The 21,928-nt window shown below is 46.5% G+C and carries 19 protein-coding genes; 6 read left to right on the top strand and 13 right to left on the bottom strand.

Annotated elements, in window-relative coordinates:
• Nucleotides 1–54 precede the first annotated feature (54 nt).
• A complete protein-coding gene (locus MARGE09_RS05980) occupies nt 55–990 on the bottom strand; it encodes a DUF4238 domain-containing protein (protein ID WP_236986435.1) in 936 nt (311 codons plus the stop codon).
• Between the two features lie 337 nt (nt 991–1,327).
• Between MARGE09_RS05980 and MARGE09_RS05975 the strand changes: the two genes are divergently transcribed.
• Nucleotides 1,328–2,560 carry an ISL3 family transposase gene (locus MARGE09_RS05975; protein WP_236986434.1) on the top strand — a complete coding sequence of 411 codons (1,233 nt, stop codon included), beginning with the start codon at nt 1,328–1,330 and terminating at the stop codon, nt 2,558–2,560.
• Here MARGE09_RS05975 and MARGE09_RS05970 read toward each other — a convergent pair.
• The 3 genes from MARGE09_RS05970 to MARGE09_RS05960 form a co-directional block, all read right to left on the bottom strand.
• Complete coding sequence (locus MARGE09_RS05970; protein WP_236986433.1) at nt 2,557–2,901, bottom strand: GNAT family N-acetyltransferase; 345 nt, start codon at nt 2,899–2,901, stop codon at nt 2,557–2,559. The two genes, MARGE09_RS05975 and MARGE09_RS05970, sit on opposite strands and share 4 nt — an antisense overlap.
• A gap of 114 nt (nt 2,902–3,015) precedes the next feature.
• The gene (locus MARGE09_RS05965; RefSeq protein WP_236986432.1) at nt 3,016–3,426 is read right to left on the bottom strand and encodes a DUF4288 domain-containing protein; all 411 of its coding nucleotides are present in this window, start codon (nt 3,424–3,426) and stop codon (nt 3,016–3,018) included.
• 17 nt (nt 3,427–3,443) lie between these two features.
• Complete coding sequence (locus MARGE09_RS05960) at nt 3,444–4,070, bottom strand: hypothetical protein (RefSeq protein WP_236986431.1); 627 nt, start codon at nt 4,068–4,070, stop codon at nt 3,444–3,446.
• Between the two features lie 237 nt (nt 4,071–4,307).
• On the opposite strand from MARGE09_RS05960, the gene MARGE09_RS05955 reads away from it, so the two are divergent.
• Both MARGE09_RS05955 and MARGE09_RS05950 read left to right on the top strand, forming a co-directional pair.
• On the top strand, nt 4,308–5,210 hold the full coding sequence (locus MARGE09_RS05955; protein WP_236984857.1) for a tyrosine-type recombinase/integrase: 903 nt from the start codon (nt 4,308–4,310) through the stop codon (nt 5,208–5,210).
• Nucleotides 5,207–6,274 carry an IS91 family transposase gene (locus MARGE09_RS05950; RefSeq protein WP_236984858.1) on the top strand — a complete coding sequence of 356 codons (1,068 nt, stop codon included), beginning with the start codon at nt 5,207–5,209 and terminating at the stop codon, nt 6,272–6,274. Before MARGE09_RS05955 ends, MARGE09_RS05950 begins: the two co-directional genes overlap by 4 nt.
• An 860-nt stretch (nt 6,275–7,134) precedes the next feature.
• Here the strand turns inward: MARGE09_RS05950 and MARGE09_RS05945 are convergent.
• A complete protein-coding gene (locus MARGE09_RS05945) occupies nt 7,135–8,367 on the bottom strand; it encodes an ISL3 family transposase (RefSeq protein ID WP_236981837.1) in 1,233 nt (410 codons plus the stop codon).
• Nucleotides 8,368–8,594: 227 nt separating this feature from the next.
• Between MARGE09_RS05945 and MARGE09_RS05940 the strand changes: the two genes are divergently transcribed.
• Nucleotides 8,595–9,515, top strand: coding sequence for an integron integrase (locus tag MARGE09_RS05940; protein WP_236986430.1), 921 nt, complete (start codon nt 8,595–8,597; stop codon nt 9,513–9,515).
• Between the two features lie 353 nt (nt 9,516–9,868).
• Here the strand turns inward: MARGE09_RS05940 and MARGE09_RS05930 are convergent, their stop codons facing one another.
• The 3 genes from MARGE09_RS05930 to murJ form a co-directional block, all read right to left on the bottom strand.
• Complete coding sequence (locus MARGE09_RS05930) at nt 9,869–10,345, bottom strand: DUF3010 family protein (protein ID WP_236986429.1); 477 nt, start codon at nt 10,343–10,345, stop codon at nt 9,869–9,871.
• A gap of 82 nt (nt 10,346–10,427) precedes the next feature.
• Nucleotides 10,428–12,671, bottom strand: a complete 2,244-nt coding sequence (gene bglX / locus MARGE09_RS05925; RefSeq protein ID WP_236986428.1) for a beta-glucosidase BglX — start codon at nt 12,669–12,671, stop codon at nt 10,428–10,430.
• A 267-nt stretch (nt 12,672–12,938) separates the two neighbouring features.
• Entirely contained in the window at nt 12,939–14,528 is a 1,590-nt protein-coding gene (gene murJ / locus MARGE09_RS05920; protein WP_236986427.1) for a murein biosynthesis integral membrane protein MurJ, read from the bottom strand.
• Between the two features lie 126 nt (nt 14,529–14,654).
• Between murJ and MARGE09_RS05915 the strand changes: the two genes are divergently transcribed.
• Together MARGE09_RS05915 and ydiJ are read left to right on the top strand one after the other, a co-directional pair.
• Nucleotides 14,655–15,053, top strand: coding sequence for a Fis family transcriptional regulator (locus tag MARGE09_RS05915; RefSeq protein ID WP_236986426.1), 399 nt, complete (start codon nt 14,655–14,657; stop codon nt 15,051–15,053).
• Nucleotides 15,054–15,208: 155 nt separating this feature from the next.
• Nucleotides 15,209–18,268: a D-2-hydroxyglutarate dehydrogenase YdiJ gene (ydiJ, locus tag MARGE09_RS05910; protein ID WP_236986425.1), complete on the top strand. Its 3,060-nt coding sequence runs from the start codon at nt 15,209–15,211 to the stop codon at nt 18,266–18,268.
• A gap of 48 nt (nt 18,269–18,316) precedes the next feature.
• On the opposite strand, the gene MARGE09_RS05905 is transcribed toward ydiJ, so the two are convergent.
• From MARGE09_RS05905 to MARGE09_RS05885, 5 genes are all read right to left on the bottom strand, one after another.
• Entirely contained in the window at nt 18,317–18,703 is a 387-nt protein-coding gene (locus MARGE09_RS05905) for a VanZ family protein (RefSeq protein WP_236986424.1), read from the bottom strand.
• A gap of 35 nt (nt 18,704–18,738) precedes the next feature.
• Nucleotides 18,739–20,142, bottom strand: a complete 1,404-nt coding sequence (locus MARGE09_RS05900; protein ID WP_236986423.1) for an ATP-binding protein — start codon at nt 20,140–20,142, stop codon at nt 18,739–18,741.
• A gap of 26 nt (nt 20,143–20,168) precedes the next feature.
• Complete coding sequence (locus tag MARGE09_RS05895; RefSeq protein ID WP_236986422.1) at nt 20,169–20,897, bottom strand: response regulator transcription factor; 729 nt, start codon at nt 20,895–20,897, stop codon at nt 20,169–20,171.
• A gap of 11 nt (nt 20,898–20,908) precedes the next feature.
• The gene (locus MARGE09_RS05890; protein ID WP_236986421.1) at nt 20,909–21,178 is read right to left on the bottom strand and encodes a PepSY domain-containing protein; all 270 of its coding nucleotides are present in this window, start codon (nt 21,176–21,178) and stop codon (nt 20,909–20,911) included.
• Between the two features lie 109 nt (nt 21,179–21,287).
• Complete coding sequence (locus MARGE09_RS05885; RefSeq protein WP_236986420.1) at nt 21,288–21,911, bottom strand: glycine zipper 2TM domain-containing protein; 624 nt, start codon at nt 21,909–21,911, stop codon at nt 21,288–21,290.
• Nucleotides 21,912–21,928: the final 17 nt, after the last annotated feature.

Below are 21,928 nucleotides of genomic sequence, written 5' to 3'. Positions count from 1 at the left end.
CAAAACTTCCTTTTAATGCTAGGCCGCTCGTCGGAGTGTTTGGGGTGTCCCAAATTATTCATTGGCCACAATAGCGCCACCCTCAATTATACGTTTTGTCTCTGTATATATTTTTACAAAAGTTGCAACTTTTCTAGATAGGTACTCCGATAACTCACGCTCAGCTTTCATTGGCTCTTCAATCGGTGAGTAAACAAGTTCGTGTGAATTTATGATTGTGTTGTAATTCAAGTAAAATATATTCTCCAAGTCTTCATAGGAATAAACCAATTCATTTGAATGTTCAATTAATTCAAGGGATATATATGCCAGATTGGGGCTTAAAGGTAGGAAAAAACATGGGTACTCTTTACTTTCGTTTGTAGTGTTTCTCAAATAGCGCCGTGGTATTATTTTATATGCATCGGTGATATTCATATCCTTCCTTACGACAGGACTATCCGATGTTATAAATGGGAAATTGGTTTTGTTCAAGAGAATTTTAGCATAAGGATGAACTATACCTCCAAGGTCGACTTCAGGCAGCATTCTTTTCACAATATCTTTTAGTGCATCTTTGTAATGATCCGTACCCTCAAAGTCATCCATCCAGCCAGCGACTTTATTCCAAGAGCCTTGAACACTACCAATAAACTTATCAACTCTTATAAACTGTAGAGTTACAAAATAAGATAAGAATGATAGATTTTCGTTATTGATGTTACCACCTATTACTTGACTACTATATTTGGCATAATCGCCTTCAACTTTTGATAAAAAATTCTCGATTATTGGCTGTCTAACGTCATCATCATGTAACGTATAATAATATGATTTCGTAAAGATATTATTATTGACGGATTTCAGCCTCCACTTATCGGAAAGTCTATTGTTATTTACATAAACACCACGAGAGAAATTTGGGTTTAGCTTTTGCATTTTTGCAACATCAGCTTCAAAATTCTTTAGATAACATGCTGGAACTAAATGTTGGTTCTTTTTTTCAGGCATAGATCAACTTTCTCGCTCCATATAACGCCCGCAACAGCGGAATATTTGGAGTGGATTGTTTTGCGGTAGCGTAGCGTAGACCGCAAAACAAGGAACGGAAAATATTTCCGGCTGGTTGCGATTGTTAGGTAAGTTCATAGCTAAGTCGATAAACCATTTTACCCTCTTCCGACACAACAAAACCAATACGCCGATAAAGATGCATTGCGACGCTATTGGACTTAAAGACGGACAATTTTATGGCTCTTCTCCGCTTTAGTGCGATGAAAAGAGATGCTAAGACCCGCCATATCCGTTGAAATGTAAGGTTCTCACGCCACTACACTTAAACGAATATATGAGCCTTAACATCTCCAGCAAAATTTTGAGCCTTCCTGGTCAGCGTGTCAAACAAGTTCAGCATGACTTGGCCCTGCAAAGATTGACTATACACTGCGAGCGAGACCGTCGTTATAGAGCGATTGACCCGTCAAGTAATGAGGCGGCCAACATCAACCGATACTTGCGCAGAACGATCCGTGATGTCCCTTTGTGTGGCTTCGAGTGCTATTTGGAAGTTGAGCTCGCTCAAGTTGTGACGACTTGCGGTAGGCGTCTAATGGAGGCTTGCGAATTTGTCGATACAGGCAATCGCTATACTCAAAGATTTTGCCAGTTGGTGAGCGGATTGTGTCGCCATATGAGTATCAGCACGGTCAGTCGGCACCTAAAGCTACGATGGGAAACGGTGAAAAATATGGATAAATTTCACCTAGAGAAAACGTTGCCTGCACTTAATCCTGAAAAATTAATTGACTTAAAATATCTTGGGGTCGATGAAGTCGCTAGAGCCAAAGGCCATGATTATATGACGGTGATTTATGACATGGAATCCGGTCATTTAATTGGCGTTGAGACAGGCCGTAAAGCCGAGGTGTTGACAGCGTTTCTAAAGCGCTTACCAGCACAAACCGCTGAAAACATAGAGGCGGTAGCCATGGATATGGGGCCAGCCTATCAAAAATCGGTACGCGAATGCTTGCCTAATGCTGACATTGTTTTCGATCGGTTTCATGTGATGCAAAACTACAGTAAAGCCATGAGCAATCAGCGTAGGATCGAGTTCAGAAAGGCGGATCGCGCAGGCAAAGAGCAGCTTAAAGGTACCCACTACCTGTTGTTAAAAAATGCCGACAAGTTAAATGATAAACAAGCCAATAAACTCCAGACATTGCTCGAAAATAATTCCAATATCAATACACTTTATATACTCAAAGAGCAGCTCCAAGCTTTGTGGAATGCAGGGAATTATGACGCCATGATGAATGCATTGGAGCAGTGGTGCGACATCGCGGAACAGACGAATATGCTCTATCTCAAGAAATTTGCAAAGTCACTAAGGAAGCATAGCGTAGGCATTTGTAACTACGGAAAACACGGGCTGACTAGCGCCAGAATTGAAGCCGGCAATGTCAGCATTGGCATGATTCGCAAGCGAGCAAGAGGCATCAAGGATACCGAGTACTTCAAGCTAAAAATAAGGCAATCATCGATGCCTGACGAGCAATCCATGTTCTATGGAAGCCACTAGATCACCTCACTAAAGCGGAGAAGAGCCAATTTTATAGACATTAAACCGAATGATGACGCAATACTAATAATATGCTGCATTACAGCACTGCCCACACCCTTATTTTGATGCTCTGGTGTTAATTGCAGATCACAAACATAGATATGATCATCATTTTTGAAAAACGCAAAGAAACCAACAAAAATATTTCCATCCGAGATGTGATAATGCTCTGCTGAGCTTAAAAGTTCTCTGCGCTTGTTTCTATCCCAAACAAGATCATATTCTCTGTAATAGCCAAGCATTAATTGCTCAGTTAAGTCTAGCGATTTTTCAATATCATCGGAAGAGGAGTAGTTCATGATAATACCTAACGCCGCAATTTGCGCGACGGAGTGGGATGGCGGCTTGTTTGCGTGTTTTTGCAAACAAGGTGACAGCTCACGGAGTTCCGCAAGATTGCTTGGTTAGGTACTTTATTCAGTGTCATCAAAAGCCTCGAGCTCTTCTTTTTTACGAATCCAAGACTTAACTCTACCAACAGTTATACCATCGTCATCATCAAACAGTATTTCGGTACCATTAGGGTCAAGCTCATCATAGACAGGTATAAGACTGCTTAACCCCTCGAATATCCAGCGACCTTTACGACCTTTGCCATTTGACCAGTCACTTTTATCCTCGATACCACACTTTCCATATTCTATGGCCTTGCGATAAGCATGCTCTCTATCGTCAGCTTTTAATATCACAACATTTGAAAAGGCTCGACAGCGCCTACGCATATTGTCAAGATCCTCATCATCAAATTGAAATCTCTCTATAATTGTTGCGACCCACCAACCGTATGGGCTTTTGTTTCTACCAGGGATACTCTGGTCATCCATTTTTGGTACCTAACGCACTAATCAGCCGCCGCTTTAGCGGTCGGATGCATTAGCTTGTTAGGGTTGCTTGCTGTCACCAGCCCAATTAACGAACGCTGCCTGTTCTTTAGAAAAACATAACGTTCTTTCAGGTGAGATCTGACCTCTTGAGGAAAGTTGGTAAATGACCAATTCCTCGAATAATCACCTCCCTTCCACGCCGCTAAAACGGGCTTATAGCCTGCAATATGTGAAGACAAGTCGAGCAATGGCTTCGGGATGTCATCTTCGATAATGAGATCTGAGTGCTGTAAAATTATTAATTCCATGCGCTCATAATTGGGAATTGTCACTGCGCTAATCCATTGTCGCCAAGCTTTCTTTTGCTCCTCATTTGGTGGGTTATTTACATTCCAAAAAGCACGACCTTGATTAGGTCTTGTATGCTTAAGAAACTGCTCAAAAGACAACTCCTCAGCTTCCGTTAGAACATAAAGAGGCCCATAAAATTCTTTGAGTTGGCTATTAACACGCTCAAGCTGTGCGTTATATTGCGCATCATTCCGGGCTTGATTCCACGTGTATAAGTAACCGCAGAAAGCGAGTATCACAGTTACAGAGATAGAAATTATAAACTTCCAATGTTTTTCATCGTTATCAGACATTTAATTAAGTGACTCCAAAGATCGCCCTAATACCCTAACGCCGCCATATGCAGCAGCTTTGTAGTTGGTTGTTTTTGTGGCAGTCTTTTTTGCCGCAAAAACGAGCGACGGAAAAGCTGTCCGCATGATGGCTTGGTTGAACCAAGCCGCTACGCGGCAGATTAAAGGGGCTTCTCGCCGCTGCCGATAGATTACTTAACCCTTTCATGTTGAAAGGGCCTCACAAAGGAATCTATTATGAACAAACGAGAAACCCGCAAATTCGATCAACTATACACCAAATTCCTTCGCGAATTAAAGCTACAAGGTTACTCTGAGGTCACTATTGACGCCTACACCAGAGGCATACGTCGTGTCGCCGAATATTTTGATCAGTGTCCCGATGCTCGCCTTGATAAAGATGACCTCAAGCAGTACTTTGCCGATCTACTGAAAACCCACTCTTGGAGCACTATTAAACTCGATCGCAATGCGCTAACTCATTACTGGAAACGAGTTCTGGATGTAGAATGGGATTGGGTGCTGATTACAAAACCACCCAAAGTGAAAACGCTCCCCGACATTCTATCCACCAATGAGATTAACCGGCTGATTGGCGAGTTTCACAAAACCCAGTATGCGGTATTTTGTTTTACCGCATACTCCATGGGCTTGCGCATCAGCGAAGCGCTTGGGTTAAGCGTTTCTGATATTGATCGTGAGCACAACCGCGTGCATGTTCGCCTAGGCAAAGGTAAAAAAGATCGATACGTTGAACTACCTGACGCAACGTATCACGTATTGCGCGCATTTTGGGCAACCCACCGACACCCCAAATGGATTTTTCCTAGCCAACAGAAAAATAAGCCTAACTCCCCCATGGATCGCGGCAGCGTACAACGCGCAGTGCGCGAAGCGGCGAAAACGGCGGGTATTCATAAACGCATCACTGCGCACACTATGCGGCACTGTTATGCCACCCACCTAATTGAGGCTGGACTTCCCCTCACCACGGTACAACGGCTAATGGGCCACGAGGATCCTCGCACTACCGCACTCTACATTCAACTAACAAAAACCATTCAGCAAGACGCCACCAAAACCATTAACACAATGGCCAATAAAATTAATATCCCTGATAGCTTGCGAGGTAAAAAATGAACCTCGCCAACATTATCGAACAATTTCGACGGCCCTTTTTAGAAAAATACGGACATCAATTACTACCCAGCCATTTACGCGCGCTTGATGCGATAACCGCCTGTAAAAAACATTGCGGGCACTTTACCTGTGAATGCACACACTGCCAGAGCAGGCAACAACATCCGCTTAGCTGCGGCCATCGCAGTTGCCCACAATGCCAAAATAATTCAGCGACCGACTGGCTAAACCGCCAAAAACAAAAGTTAATTCCTGCTGATTATTTCATGGTGACACTCACCTTGCCCGATCAGTTACGTCACTTAGCGTTTCACAATCAACATAGGCTTTATAGCCTGCTCTTCGAGTGTGCCGTGGATACACTAAAAACACTCGGGTTAGATACGCGGCACATGGGCGGGGATATTGGCATGACTGCGGTTTTGCATACGCACACGCGAAGGCTTGAATACCATCCGCATTTGCATGTCGTTATTCCCGGTGCGGCATTAATCAATAGAGGAAAGGCCTTTAAGCGTAGTGATTCAAACTATCTTATTCATGGCGATGTTATCGCCAAAATGTTTCGAGGTAAAATTCTCTATGCGCTGCACGAAGAGTGCTTTGAGCTGCCGAATAACATACCTGAAAAATGGGTGGTTAATGTCAAACATGTTGGCAAAGGCCTACCGGCTCTGCAATATCTCTCGCGCTACCTTTACAAAGGTGTGATTAGCCAGAAAAACATTACGCATTCTGACGAGCAGACCGTGACATTCAGATATAAAGATAGCCAAACGAATCAAAATGCAACCCGCACACTGGCGGGTGAGGATTTTATCTGGAAGTTACTTACGCATATTCTACCGAGACGATTTCGGCGAGTGCGAGATTATGGTTTTTTACATCACAACGCCAAAAAGAAGCTGACGTTTATCCAATATTTACTCGGTATAAAATTGCCCATGCTAGTCGAGAAAATAAAACCCATGATTCGATGCTGGCAATGCCAGCAGCCCAGCCGAATCATCGATATTCAACCTAAACGTATACCTATAAATTTTCGCTTTATGAAAACAACCTAGAGATTCAATTGGGAGATAAGTTAATCGATACCGGCGCCGCTGGGGTACCCACTCGCATGGAAATTAATAATGGCTATAATTAGACCGTATTTGAAGCTTAAAGAGCATCAATAAAGGCGCAACGCCACACCCTAAAACATCAAAGGCCTAAGTCACGCTATATTAAACGACACACTTAGACCTTTAAATTCTTTGACAAGATGTAACCTGAATTATCTTTCTACTAAATAAGACCCCTTCGATGCCGGGCTTGTCCAACAACTGGATAAGATTGCGGCTTCGCGCAATCTATCCTTGTTCGTTAGGGTAAAAAACGCACAGCTGCCAAAAATATGAATACCGATAATATGATATAAATACCCTGTACCACCCGAAACCCGACGGGGTTTTCTTCCCGCATAACTTCACTGAACTTAGCTGTAATTACTCCCCGAAATTCAGATCTACAAACATAAATTGGTAAGTAAAAACCTAGACAGAGAAACCATATTCGCCAAGCCGGCTCTACATGTCCGTCATAAAAAGCTGCAGACACCAATATCCCCAAAGGGATGGATGCTAATAATCCAATAAGTGCGTATCTATATATTTTTTCGATTACACTTGAGTCCAAAATTTCGGATACCCTAACATTTGTATATCCGTCAGACACTTTTCTCGGCCGACATTTTCACGAGAAAAAAGGTCAAAACCCCGCCTCCCGTATCTTACAGCGATACTACCCCATCTAAACCCAGAAATATACCGTCATACCAAGACCGAATATTATAATATCCGATCAACAATAAAACGCTACGACCCTTTGATTCTTATTGCTTTTAAAAACTGGTCAAGGCTCTTCTCCGCTTTAGTGAGGTGATCTAGTGGCTTCCATAGAACATGGATTGCTCGTCAGGCATCGATGATTGCCTTATTTTTAGCTTGAAGTACTCGGTATCCTTGATGCCTCTTGCTCGCTTGCGAATCATGCCAATGCTGACATTGCCGGCTTCAATTCTGGCGCTAGTCAGCCCGTGTTTTCCGTAGTTACAAATGCCTACGCTATGCTTCCTTAGTGACTTTGCAAATTTCTTGAGATAGAGCATATTCGTCTGTTCCGCGATGTCGCACCACTGCTCCAATGCATTCATCATGGCGTCATAATTCCCTGCATTCCACAAAGCTTGGAGCTGCTCTTTGAGTATATAAAGTGTATTGATATTGGAATTATTTTCGAGCAATGTCTGGAGTTTATTGGCTTGTTTATCATTTAACTTGTCGGCATTTTTTAACAACAGGTAGTGGGTACCTTTAAGCTGCTCTTTGCCTGCGCGATCCGCCTTTCTGAACTCGATCCTACGCTGATTGCTCATGGCTTTACTGTAGTTTTGCATCACATGAAACCGATCGAAAACAATGTCAGCATTAGGCAAGCATTCGCGTACCGATTTTTGATAGGCTGGCCCCATATCCATGGCTACCGCCTCTATGTTTTCAGCGGTTTGTGCTGGTAAGCGCTTTAGAAACGCTGTCAACACCTCGGCTTTACGGCCTGTCTCAACGCCAATTAAATGACCGGATTCCATGTCATAAATCACCGTCATATAATCATGGCCTTTGGCTCTAGCGACTTCATCGACCCCAAGATATTTTAAGTCAATTAATTTTTCAGGATTAAGTGCAGGCAACGTTTTCTCTAGGTGAAATTTATCCATATTTTTCACCGTTTCCCATCGTAGCTTTAGGTGCCGACTGACCGTGCTGATACTCATATGGCGACACAATCCGCTCACCAACTGGCAAAATCTTTGAGTATAGCGATTGCCTGTATCGACAAATTCGCAAGCCTCCATTAGACGCCTACCGCAAGTCGTCACAACTTGAGCGAGCTCAACTTCCAAATAGCACTCGAAGCCACACAAAGGGACATCACGGATCGTTCTGCGCAAGTATCGGTTGATGTTGGCCGCCTCATTACTTGACGGGTCAATCGCTCTATAACGACGGTCTCGCTTGCAGTGTATAGTCAATCTTTGCAGGGCCAAGTCATGCTGAACTTGTTTGACACGCTGACCAGGAAGGCTCAAAATTTTGCTGGAGATGTTAAGGCTCATATATTCGTTTAAGTGTAGTGGCGTGAGAACCTTACATTTCAACGGATATGGCGGGTCTTAGCATCTCTTTTTACCTCACTAAAGCGGAGAAGACCCCTGGTCAACCAACATATCTTAATATTCAGTCAGACAGGATATTAAGATATTTTGCCGCTTATCGGTCAAATATTGATCAGCACGAAGACCGCTGCAATACTGGCTATATAGACAGATAAAGAGTTAAAGCTATGATAACTGACATCCGCCCTCCTCTCCCCAGCCAACCCACCCGCTTTATGGATCAACTGCGCGCTTTTATCCGCAGCAAACAGATGGCTTACACCACAGAAAAGAGTTATTGCCGCTGGATGGCAGATTACATACGTTTTCACAGAATGCAGCACCCCAAGGATCTTAACGATCAGGCCATTGACGAGTACTTAAGCCACCTTGTATTAAAACGAAACTTAGCGATTAACACTCAGAAATCGGCCCTTAACGCCATTGTCTTTGTGTACACTCAATTTTTAAAGATAACCGTTGGGAAGTTAGATTTTGTGCCTAGTAACCGACCACGCACAATACCCACCGTGTTTTCTCACCAAGAGGCGGTTGCAGTCATCAATGCCTTAACGGGACAGTACCAGCTGATGGCTAGAATTTTGTATGGCAGCGGGCTAAGGATATCGGAAGGTTGTCGTTTGCGGATTCAGGATGTGGACTTTGGCAATAATTGCATCGTAGTCCGTGACGGTAAAGGCCTAAAATGGCGCCGCACTTTGTTGCCAGAATCCATAAAGCCGGCACTGAAGGAGCAGATAGAATCGGCTCTGCTTATTCACCGGCAGGATTTAACCAATGGTTTGGGCGCGGTCTACTTACCCCACTCATTAGATAAAAAATATCCCAACGCCGCTAAATCGCCCGCATGGCAATACATTTTTCCGGCACAAAAACGCTCACTAGACCCGCGTAGCAACATCGTGCGCCGCCATCACATTAGCGACCAACAAGTACAACGACAGGTCAGGGTGGCTATTGACCAGGCCGGCATCTACAAAAAAGCCGGTTCTCAATTAAAACTGCTCCTGCGTTTTTATCATGACCTACATCCCTGTAGGCCTCATACATTAGTCACAGTTTCGCCACGACGTGCAGGGATGCACTAATGTCGCGGATGCAGGATGCATAAGAGCGACTCAATCTTTTAAGAGCCGGCACCGACATCCGCAGCATCCAAGAAATGATGGGGCACTTAAAATTGCTCCGTGCATTTTTAGTATGACCTACGTCCTTGTAGGCCTCACGATTTATCCACGACCCAAATTTACACCCACGTTATAGGCTTACACGAACGAGGCGTTACCAGTCCAGTTGATATCTAAGCAATGACCTAGCGGCTAAACCCACAGAGGTTTATGCCGGAACCGCCTCACCATACAGCCCCCTCACTTTTCCAAAACCATAAAAAACCCCAGCAAGCTGGGGTTTTTAAAATCAAACTAACGCTATTGAAATGAAACTAGTCCTCGCCTTCCTCGTCTGCCACCAAATAAGCGTAAGCCACCGTAAAGGCTGCTTCCTGAAACGCTTTTAATTCGGTATCTTCAAAGCGCACGGGCATGGGGTAAGCGCTAAGTGCGGTTTTAATTTCGGACGGGGAGAAGGTATCAACTATTAAGGGTTCGCCGTTTAAACCTGGCGAGCCATCCAGTAACTGAATGGCGGCCTCTAATTTAAAACCTACAGTACTACCAGCAAATTTGCCTTTTAGGTGGCGCTCGCGAATAACAACGCGGGCAACCTTGTAATCCTCCATTAACTTGGCAAAAGTCGATTGGAATGCCTTTAATGGCTCGGCGCCATTATTGCTGGCCAAAGGCACCCGTGTTGCGCGGCAATCGGGCAGGCTAAATACGCCATCCGAATAGGTTAGCAGGCACACAACGGCCTCGTTCGACTTAATTTCTACGCCGCATACAATCATGGTAAAACTCACTTAATCACACTATTGAATGCGGCGTATTGTAGCCTATTCACTCGCAATGCGAGACCACCTTGTGCATCCCTAAAAACCACACTTATTGGATGGTAAACTCAACCGCTTCACCAGCTTCGGCATGGGGGGCAACCCAAGCCCTAAACAAGCCTGGTTCGAATACACGCTGAGCATCGGCGTTAAAGAACATTAAATCTTCTGCTTTTAGCGTAAAGCTAACTACCTGTTTTTTACCTGGCTGCAGTGTTACGCGCTTAAAGTGCTTTAGCTCTTTAACTGGGCGTGTTACCGAACCAATCACATCTTGGATATACAACTGCACCACCTCGGTAACTGGGCGCTTACCGGTATTGGCAATTTCTGCGCTAAAGGTGTAGGTGTCTTTGCGGGCATAGCGCGCTTTTTGGCTGCTGGCTTTTCCGTACTCTACTGTGGAATACGACAAACCAAAACCAAACGGGAATTGCGGTGCAAAGCCAATATCCATATGGGTTGCCGCGTGGCCTAAAGAATGCTGGTTAGCTTCGATGGGGTAATCTTCCATAAAAATAAAGGGGCGCGAAGTTGGCGGCCGGCCAGTATTCTTTTGGTTGTAGTACATAGGCAACTGGCCCGTTACTTTAGGCCAAGTCACCGGTAGGCGGCCTACCGGCTCTATGTGGCCAAACAGTAAATCGCTAATGGCTGGGCCGGCTAAACTGCCTGCGTGCCAGGTCATGACTAATGCATCTATGCTGGGCAGAATATTGTGTAGCTCAATGGGGCGCCCGGCCATTAATACAACCACCAAAGGTTTGCCTGTGGCTTTAAGCGCACTAATCAGTTGCTCTTGCGCACCAGGTAAGCGAATGCCAGCACGGCTATGCGCCTCGCCCGATAATGCGGCCTCTTCACCACCTACAAACACAATCACATCAGATTTTTTAGCCGCTTTAACGGCGGCTTTAAAATCGTCAGTATCGTACGAACGCGAATGCTCCAGTGCGCGGACATAGCGTATTTTACCGGCCTCGGCTTTAACGGCTTCTAAAACAGTCACCGAGTTTTTCTTTTCGCCATCCAATACCCAAGTACCCATTTGGTCGTGAGCGGCATCAGCTAGTGGCCCAATTAGCGCTATTTTTTGGCCCGCCTTAAGCGGCAAAATAGCGTTGTCGTTTTTCAGTAATACTAAGGATTCTGCTGCCGCATCTTGCGCAACTTTGCGGAACTCGGCGCTGTTTTTTACCGCTTGGCGCGAAGCCTGGGTATAGGGCTGTTCGAATAAACCCAGCTCTTGCTTTAAATGCAGAATGCGGCGTACTTTGGTGTTAATTTCGGCTTCGGTGATTTTGCCTTCTGCCACTAGCGCGGCAAGATTATTTTGGAAGCTCGTACTGACCATTTCCATATCTAAACTGGCTTTAGAAGCCATTAAGGCGGCCTCTTTTAAATCGGCAGCCACACCGTGTACTACCGCCTCAATCACAGAGTCCCAATCGCTGACTAGCACACCATCAAAGCCCATTTCTTTGCGCAGTATGGTATCCATGGTGTAGCGGTTTACCGATGCGGGAATGCCGTTCAAATCGTTAAACGCCGACATAATAGAAGCTGCGCCGGCCTTAACTACCGCCTCAAAAGGGGGTAAATACTGGTTGTGCAGCAATGGTGTGGGAATGTAGGTGGTATTGTAATCACGGCCGGCTTCGGCGGCGCCATAACCAATAAAGTGCTTCGCCGTGGCGGCAATACTGGTAGGGTCTGATAAGTCATCACCTTGGTAGCCCTCGACAGAGGCCACGCCCATTACCGATGTTAAGTACGGGTCTTCACCAAAAGATTCAGCAATTCGGCCCCAACGGGCATCGCGTGAAATATCGATCATGGGGGCAAACGTCCAGCGAATACCATCGGCCGATGCCTCTATGGCTGCTATGCGGGCGCCCTGCTTTACACCCTCGGGGTTCCAGCTTGCCGCTTGGCCCAATGGAATAGGGAAAATCGTTTTATAACCGTGAATAACATCGCGCGCCAATAACAGTGGCACGCCGTTGGGGCTTTCTTCTATCGCGATGCGCTGCAATTCGTTGGCAACCACTAGCGAGTTAGCATTCAAAAACGAACCCACTTTGCCTTGGCGAATAGCATCTTTAACGGATTGTGGAATATCGGCGATGGTTGCGGCCTCTTCTATGTGAGACTGCTGCAACTGCCCTATTTTTTGCTCTAGCGTCATCGACTTAAGCAGTTGATCAATATCGGCAGGTTGTGCCGGCGCCTTGGCAAATGCCACCGCGCTGCTAGCGCCAACAATGCAACCAGCAAGGAGTGTTGTTATTTTCATTGGGGTACCCTTTACTAAAACGTAAGGGCCATATTACAAGGCTTTAGGGGAATGTCGCCTCAATAACAGTAAAACAATACATGAGCCGAAAAAAATGCCGTGCCACTTTGCTCTAACACAGTGTGGGACCTTAAAAGCCAGTACTGGCAAGGCCTGCGGCACAATGCAAAGCCTATAAAGCAGCAGGTGCCACCTTTGCTCTGGCACTAAAAGTGTCTATTTATCGCAGTTAACACGCACTGTTTAGCGCAAAACAAGGGTACCCATTTACGTTTTATTGGGCTTAAAGTCGCGAACGCGCACCCCCAATAGCAACAGCACTAGCACATAAACTGCAAAACCCGCCATGCAAAACAAGGCCGTATAGCCAATGCGCGGCAACCAACCTAACACTTCAAAGCTGGGTAAATACTGCAAGCTAAACCACAAGCCTGCCCCCATCACAAGGCTGGCAACGCACAACAATAAGGCAAAGCGCAGTAAGTTATTTTCGGGCACAAATGCCTGGCTTTTGAGTAAACCGCGGTACAGCAAGCCGGCATTTAAAAAAGCCGAGGCGCACGTAGCCAACGCCAACCCCGCGTGGCCAAGCTGCCAACCAAAATGCAAAGGCACCACAAACAAAACGTTCAAGCCCATATTGGCCACCATGGCAATAATGCCAATGCGCACGGGGGTTTTGGTGTCTTGCCGGGCAAAGTAACCACTGGCCAATACTTTAATTAACATAAAAGCCGGCAAGCCTAAGGAATAAGCCATCAAACTCACGCTGGCCATATTCACATCCCTTACACCCATTTCGCCATACTGGAATAACGTAAACAAGATGGGTTTAGCCAGTACCACCAGCGCCACGGTAGCCGGCAACGCAATCACAAGCACGCAGCGTATGGCCCAATTAAGTGTGCTGGAATAATGTTCCGAGCTAGCCGTATGTTGGCGCGATAATGCAGGCAGTATCACCGTGGCAATACCTACCCCAAAAACGCCCAAGGGCAGCTCGGTTAAGCGGTCTGAATAAAATAACCACGACACACTGCCAGAGGGCAAGAACGAGGCCAGCACCGTATCGAGCAATAAGTTTATTTGGCTAACCGATACACCAAAAATCGCTGGTGCCATTAACAGCAGCACCTTTTTAACATTAGGGTCGGACCACACGGGCTTGGGCTTGGGCAATAGACCCAACTGGGCCACAAAAGGCAGCTGAAAACTAAACTGGAGCACACCGGCTACTAGCACCCCGTAAGCCAGTGCCATCGCTGGCTCGCCCATGCGCGGGGCGACAAAAACCGCTGCGATAATCAAAACAATATTAAGCAATACCGGCGTCACGGCGGGCACGGCAAAGCGATCAAAACTGTTTAATATAGCCCCTAAAAAGCCCGCTAGCGAAATGCACAATAAATACGGAAAGGTAATGCGAATTAAATCGCCGGTTAACGCCATTTTTTCGGGGTTATCGAAGTAAAATCCCGGCGCAAAAACCACTGCCAGCAAAGGCGCAGCCACAACACACAAGGTTGTAATGGCCAATAACGATACACCCAAGCAACCTGCCACATGGTCAATAAATAACTTAAGCGCACTGCCTGCATTATTTTGCCTAAGCTCCGACAATACCGGCACAAAGGCTTGTGCAAAGGCGCCCTCGGCAAATAGCCGCCTTAAAAAATTAGGCACTTTAAAGGCCACAAAAAAGGCATCGGCCCCGGCATCGGCACCTAAAAAGCGTGCAAATACCACATCGCGTACTAGGCCTAACACCCGCGATAACATTGTCATCACCCCCACAACCGCGCCAGAGCGTAACAACGAGGGTGCTTTGGCCACTGTTGGCTGCGGGGAAGACGACATAGCATTAACCTAAAAAGGAAGGCATTACGCCACAAAGTGCTGGCATTAACAATTAGCAGAATATTTGTCGCGCGCGGGTTTGCCAAAAAACCTATAATCGCGACCATAATCAACAAGGCAACGACTATGGCTAAAGCACAAAGTAAAACGCAAAAAAGAACAGACAATAATATTCGCTTGGCCCTTATTGCTGTGTGCGAGCAAAGCCTTAAAGATATTCCCGGCTTTAAGTGGCTTACCCACCAAGTTGATTTCACCAACTTCCCTGCCAGCTTATTAGTCACCTGTATTTTTGAAACCCAAGAGCAGCTTACCCAAGCCGAGCAGAACTTACACACCCAGCAAATGCAAAACAACGTGCAAGCTAAGCTTTTTAAAATAGGTGTAAAAGTAAGTTCGCCTAAGAACCAAGTGGTTTTTGATACCGAAGAAGCCTGCACGCAAGAGCACGAAGGCGACTGGAAAACGCGCCTTGCCAGCAAAAAAGGCCGCGCATTAGCACGGAATAGGCCCAACGGTTGTTAAACCCTTAATTGAACCTTAGCGTATGCATAACCGCGCACAAAAACGAGATACCGGCGGTATAGCGCAAAAAACAGGGTAAAAACATGAATCGGATTGGAAGCCTTGTCACGTACAGGTAGAATGCGAGCCGCTTATTTTTGTTCGAGTTTTATCCAATGATCCCACGCATACATCAAACCTCTAGCACCCAGTCGCTGTACCTGCAGTTTCTAGAAGCCCTCAAGCGTACAGACTTTGAAGGTGACATAGCGCCGGATTACGCCAGCCGCACGGTTTTGGCTACGGATAACTCTATTTACCAAGTACTGCCGCAGGGCGTTGTCTACCCCAAAAGCATCGACGACCTTACGCGCATAACCGAGCTGACCTGCCAACCGCAATACCATGTGGTGGTGCTATCACCGCGCGGCGGCGGCACGGGCACCAACGGCCAATCTCTTACCGACGGCATTGTGGTGGATATGTCGCGCCACATGAATAACATTCTGGAAATCAACGCCGAAGAAGGCTGGGCGCGCGTGCAATCGGGGGTTGTTAAAGATCAGCTCAATGCTGCCATTAAGCCTTATGGGCTATTCTTTGCGCCTGAATTATCAACCAGTAACCGCGCCACCATTGGCGGCATGATAAACACCGATGCTTCGGGCCAAGGTTCTTGCCGGTACGGCAAAACACGCGATCACGTATTAGAGCTAACCACAGTACTGCTGGACGGCGGCATTATTGTTAGCCACGCCATTAACGATGACGAGCTTGCCCTAAAAAGCGAAGAGCAAAACATTTCGGGCTTAGTGCATCGCTTAATTAATAATATTCAGCAAGAACACAAAGCCCTTATTGCCGAAAAATTCCCGCCGCTCAATCGCTGCTTAACCGGCTACGACCTTGCCCATATTCGCGACGAAAACGACCAGTTTAATTTAAACAATATTTTATGCGGCAGCGAAGGCACTTTAGGTTTTATTGCAGAAGCCAAAATTAACCTTCTAAAAATACCCAACTTTACCGCCTTAGTGATTGTTAATTACGACAGCTTTGATAGCGCCCTGCGCGATGCCCCACGCCTAATGAAAGCAGGCCCCACCAGCATCGAGACTATTGATTCGCGCGTGTTAGAACTCGCCATGAACGATATCGTATGGCAAGAAGTGGCCGAATATTTTCCAGCCGAAAATATCGAACAAATCAAAGGCATGAATCTGGTCGAGTACACCGCAGAAACCAAAGAGGAATTAAGCGCTGGCCTATCACAATTAATTGATGTATTAAAAAGCACCGATGCCGCCACCGGTTGTGTTGGCCATGGTTTAGCCATGGGCGATGATGCGGTGAAAAAGATTTGGGGCATGCGTAAAAAAGCGGTGGGGTTACTGGGTAATGCCAAAGGTGAAGCGCGCCCTATTCCCTTTGTTGAAGACACCGCCGTACCCCCTGAAAACCTGGCCGACTTTATTGCTGAGTTTCGCGCTATTTTAGATAGCCACAATTTAAGCTACGGCATGTTTGGCCACGTTGATGCCGGCGTGCTTCACGTGCGCCCAGCCATCGACATGAAAGAGCCATCGGCCTTAAAAATGGTGCGTAAAATTACCGATGAAGTGACGGCACTCACGCAAAAGTACAACGGTTTATTGTGGGGCGAACACGGTAAGGGTGTGCGCAGCGAATATGCCCCCGAATTTTTTGGCGAACTATTCCCGCAGCTGCAGCGTATAAAAGGGGCTTTTGACCCGCGCAACCAGCTAAACCCCGGCAAAATCGCAACCCCCATTGATACTGGTACTTTACTCAAAATTGATGAAGTGCCCACACGCGGCCAAAACGACCAACAAATACCAGTGCAATTGTGGCAGGGCTTTAGCGAGGCGGTGTATTGCAACGGCAATGGCGCCTGCTTTAACTGGAATACCGCCGATGCCATGTGCCCATCTTATAAAGCCACCCGCAACCGCGTACACTCACCTAAAGGCCGTGCCTCTTTAATTAGAGAGTGGATAAAACAACTCGGTGAATACGATTTTGACGTAACCAAATTTACAGGGAAATACGATAACTTCCCCAAAGCCGAAAGCTTTTTACAACGCCGAAAAAACTCCAAAAACGCTGTTCAACAATACGACTTTTCCCATGAAGTGATGGATTCGATGAGCCAGTGCTTGGCGTGTAAATCTTGTGTGGGGCAATGCCCAATTAAAGTCGATGTACCGGAATTTCGCAGTAAATTTTTAGCCCTTTACCACACCCGCTATGCGCGCCCGCTTAAAGATTATTTTGTCGCTAACCTCGAGCGCTTTGTACCTATGGCCGCGCCCTTTGCCGCAATAGCTAATACTGTGCAATCACTTGCGCCAGTAAAGCGCTTTTTGAAAAACACGGTTGGGTTTGTTGATAGCCCCAAATTATCGCGCATAAACTTTAATAAACAATTAAAAAAGTGGGGCGTAAGCTACGCAACCGGCGATGCACTTAAACGCTTAAATGACGAGCAAAAAGCCAATAGCGTTATTATTGTGCAAGACGCCTTTACTCGATACTTTGATGCCCAAGTTGTGCTAGATGCCATTGAGCTATTAATGAAATTTGGCTTTAACCCCCTTATCGCGCCTTTTAGCGCTAACGGTAAGCCACTGCATGTCCACGGCTTTTTAGCCGAATTTAAGCAACAGGCAGAGCAAACTGCCGCACAGCTAAATACTTTAGCCCGCAGCGATATCCCGCTTGTGGGTATCGACCCCGCCATGACATTGGCTTATCGCGCTGAGTACGTAAAAGCACTCGGTGAAGAAAATGCACCAAAGGTATTGTTGATTCAAGAATGGCTGATTGCTCATTTAGATAAGCTAGTCAATAAACAAAGCTTATTTAAAGACGGCACTTTTAAATTACTCGGCCACTGCACCGAAAAAACCAATGCGCCAGCCAGTACAAGCCAATGGCAAAAAATATTTTCGGCTTTAGGGCAAACGCTAGCGGTAGAAGCGGTAGGCTGCTGTGGCATGGCCGGTACTTATGGCCACGAAACCAAAAACAGAGAAACGTCGGCAGAAATTTTTGATTTAAGCTGGCGCGCGCCCACAACTAACGAAGAAAATACCGGCAAACTCATTGCCACGGGTTATTCTTGTCGCAGCCAAACCTTGCGTGAAGCTGGCGTGTCATTATCACACCCTCTGCAAGCATTACTGGCCAATGCGGCAGATTCAAAACCCGCTTAACATTCAATGCAGCCATTTTAGGTTTGTACTGAATGTTAGCGGCCGACGTTAGCGCAATATGCGCTTAACGCCCACTTGCGCAAACAAGGCCAATAAAGCCCCTACGCCTAAGCCTGCCGTATTCATAAACATATCTTTAACATCGACCATGCGGCCAGGGGAAAAATACTGCGCAAGCTCGATACCTAAACTAAATGGCAATAAACATAGTACGACTTTAATAATGGATAGCCGCCCCCAAAGCGCCAACCAAGCGGACAGCATCAGCAAAATATTACCAACAAAGTGCATACTGGTATCCGAGTGTTGCCCTATAAGCTGAGGCGAAGGTGATAGCGCGGCATAACAAAAGATAACCAGCGCAATAACAAACTGCGCCCAACGCAACCAACGGCTAGCGCGCATAAACTTATCAAAACGGGATTTTTCGAGCATAACCAATATCTATAGCGTCTCTAACAAGCCCTGCGTTAAGCATTGGTGTAGGCCGGTAAAGATAAATTAAAACTAGCTCCACCCAGTGAGGAGCGACTTATTTGCAAGCTACCACCATAGCTACTAAGAATATCGACCGCAACAGAAAGCCCAATTCCTTGGCCAGATGTCGCCGTATCCGCACGTGCGCCGCGCGTAAGAATGGTACTTTTTATGGTATCGGGTACGCCTGGGCCGTCATCTTCAATATGAATTTTTAAGTCATTCCCCACAATAGAAGCACTAATCACAACGTGCGATGCGCCGTATTTGCAGGCATTTTCGATAAGGTTACCAGCCATTTCCATCAAATCGCCTTCGTCACCGGAAAAGGGCAAATCTTTGTTGATATTGACATCAATTTTCAGGTTTTTATGACGATACACTTTTTGCATTGCGCCGGTTAATCGCTCTATAAGCGGCTTAACCAATACGCGGGCATAAACTGCATTTTGCGTAACCTGCGCACTCGCACGCCTTAGCTGATGATCAATGATCATACTCATGCGACTAATTTGATCATCCACTACCGGCATAATTTCCTGCTGATTGGAATCGGCGGTTTCTAACTGACCGCGTACAACCGATAACGGCGTTTTTAGGCTGTGGGCCAAATCCCCTAAGGTATTGCGGTACCGCTCGCGCTGGGCTTGCTCTGCCCGCAATACTTTATTAAGGTTTTCGGTAACGGGGCGAATATCTGCAGGGTATTGGCCCGATAGCGACTGGCTTTTACCGGCTTCTACCCGCTCTAAATCGCGCGCCAAACGCCTTAATGGCTGCAAACCCCAGCGGGCAATGAGTGTTTGCACCAAAACCAACAACACCGCCAGCCCTACAACCCACACCAACAGACGCTCTCGGTAGGCCGCTAGAATCGCTTTTAAATCGGCTTGGCTGTGGGCAACAACAAAACGAAACTCGGTGTCTTTGCCTGCAATAGGCCAAACAGTGTCGTAGGTCATTAAATAAAAGTCATCGGCGTTAAATTGGCTGCTGAAAAAATCTTTCACGCCCGCCTCAAAGGGGGTAGTAAGCGTAGGGAAATAATCAGAAGGGATTAAATCTGTCGAACGCGATTGCCATACGACATGACCTTCGCCATCGACAATCCAGCCATACAAACCGGAATTAAGCTCGCCAAAGCGCGGCTCGGTGAGTGCTGGCGGCATTTCGAGGGTCGTATCGCCGGGTTCGGCGACGCCAAGCAATAAATACACTTGGCTACGCAAAGCATCGCGCTCTGCCGTTTCTAGGCTGAGCTTAAAAGCATAATCCAACATTGTGGCGCTGAAACCCAATAGCACAGGTAACAACACCACAGAAGCAAAGAAAAGACGCGTCGTTAGCGAAGAAACAGATAACGTCGGTAAATGCAATCGCTCGACTAACGGCGTCAAAACACGTCACTCATCAGGAAAACACCTTAACCAACGACGTCAGCGCCTTTATCACTGTTGGCGACACTGTTATGCACACTGGTGGGGTCAGTATTAAAGCGGTAGCCTTGGCCGCGAATTGTGGTAATCAGTTGCAGCTCGCCTTTTGGGTCGAGCTTTTTGCGCAAACGGCCTATAAACACCTCGATCACGTTACTATCGCGTTCGAAGTCTTGCTGGTACAAGTGTTCCGTAAGGACTGTTTTAGAAATGGCCTCGCCAGCATGGTGCGCTAAATACTCCAAAGTATTGTACTCGTAACTGGTTAGCTCAACTTCTTTACCATTTAATAACACCTGCTTAGCGGCGGTATCGATGGTGACAGGGCCAAATTCTAGCTGGGGCTTGGCGTGGCCAGAAGCGCGGCGAATTAAAGCGTTAACACGAGCGCGAAGCTCTTCGTTGTGGAAAGGCTTGACTAAATAATCATCGGCGCCGGCCTCAAGGCCTTTAACTTTATCTTGCCAGTTGCCACGGGCGGTTAAAATCAAAACAGGATAACTTTTACCCGCAGCGCGGGCTTGGCTAATTAATTCGATACCATCAATTTCTGGTAAGCCAATGTCCACAATGGCCAAATCGTAATCGTATTCTTTAGCGAAATAGAGCCCTTCTTTACCATCTGCTGCCACATCAACAGCAAACCCTAAACCGCCTAAATAATCGGCTAATTGATTGCGAATAGCCATTTCATCTTCAACCACTAACAAGCGCATGGCGATGCTCCTTATTTTTTTTGTGTAATATTGCCGCGGCCATCAACATAAACGATTGTCATGCGTCCATTGTTATCTAAACGCACTTCGTAAATGATGGAACCATCGTCAGCTTTAATTTTTTTAATTTTTCCGAATAACTCGCCGCCAAATTTTTCTTGTGCAATTTCGGCAGCGCGACTCTTATCGATTATATTATTACCTTGTGCACTCGCCACGGATGCCCCAAGCAACCCCAAGCTAAACGCCAAACACTTTTTACAAAAACCTGAACGAGTCATAAATAACCTATTAATCAGCGTGTATACACCCATACTCCGGTGCTTTGCAGTGCCAGTATGGTACAACACGTACGCAGGCTTAAACCACCTAAAGGGGCCTACAAGCTCTTTAACTTTCAATTGGCGTAAACTGAACAGCCAATTGCAGCTCTTTACCTGGCGAGCTGGCCATGCGCGTAGTATAAACATTGCCGCGGTACTCATAAGTGACATCGTAACCTTCAAATACACGGCGCGTTGATGTTTGCTCAACGGTTTTGCAGCGCTCAACGTCGCGGTAGCTCACCTCGGTATAACCTTCGCGCCTAGACTGGTAAGGCTTATTGCCCACGCTGTGCCCTACGGCCGCCCCCAGCACACTCCCCACAACGGCACCTAGCTTTTTATTTGAACGGCCATGACCAACAGCATGCCCCAAGGCACCACCAATAACACCACCCACTATTACTGGGGCGTTATTGTACCTTGCAGGCTCTGGTGGAATGTAGTGCTCTTGGGCAATGGTTTCTACCCAGCACTCTTGTCGTGGCTCTACCTCTTTAATCGTGGTGTAAACCGGCACAGAGGAAAACACTCTAGCGGTATCTATAATGCTCGCACCTTCGGCTGGGGCATGTTCTGCCAGCCCCGCTAACGGCATTGTACTAATACCAATAGCTCCCAATGCCAGAGTTACCGACCTTAGCGCGCGGTAAGGTCGATGGGTTGCAGCGTTGATCACACGATTTAGCATCGATTCACACCTCTTGT

Source organism: Marinagarivorans cellulosilyticus, assembly GCF_021655555.1.
In the GTDB taxonomy this organism is placed as follows: domain Bacteria; phylum Pseudomonadota; class Gammaproteobacteria; order Pseudomonadales; family Cellvibrionaceae; genus Marinagarivorans; species Marinagarivorans cellulosilyticus.
This window is presented reverse-complemented; position numbering and strand designations above follow the sequence as displayed.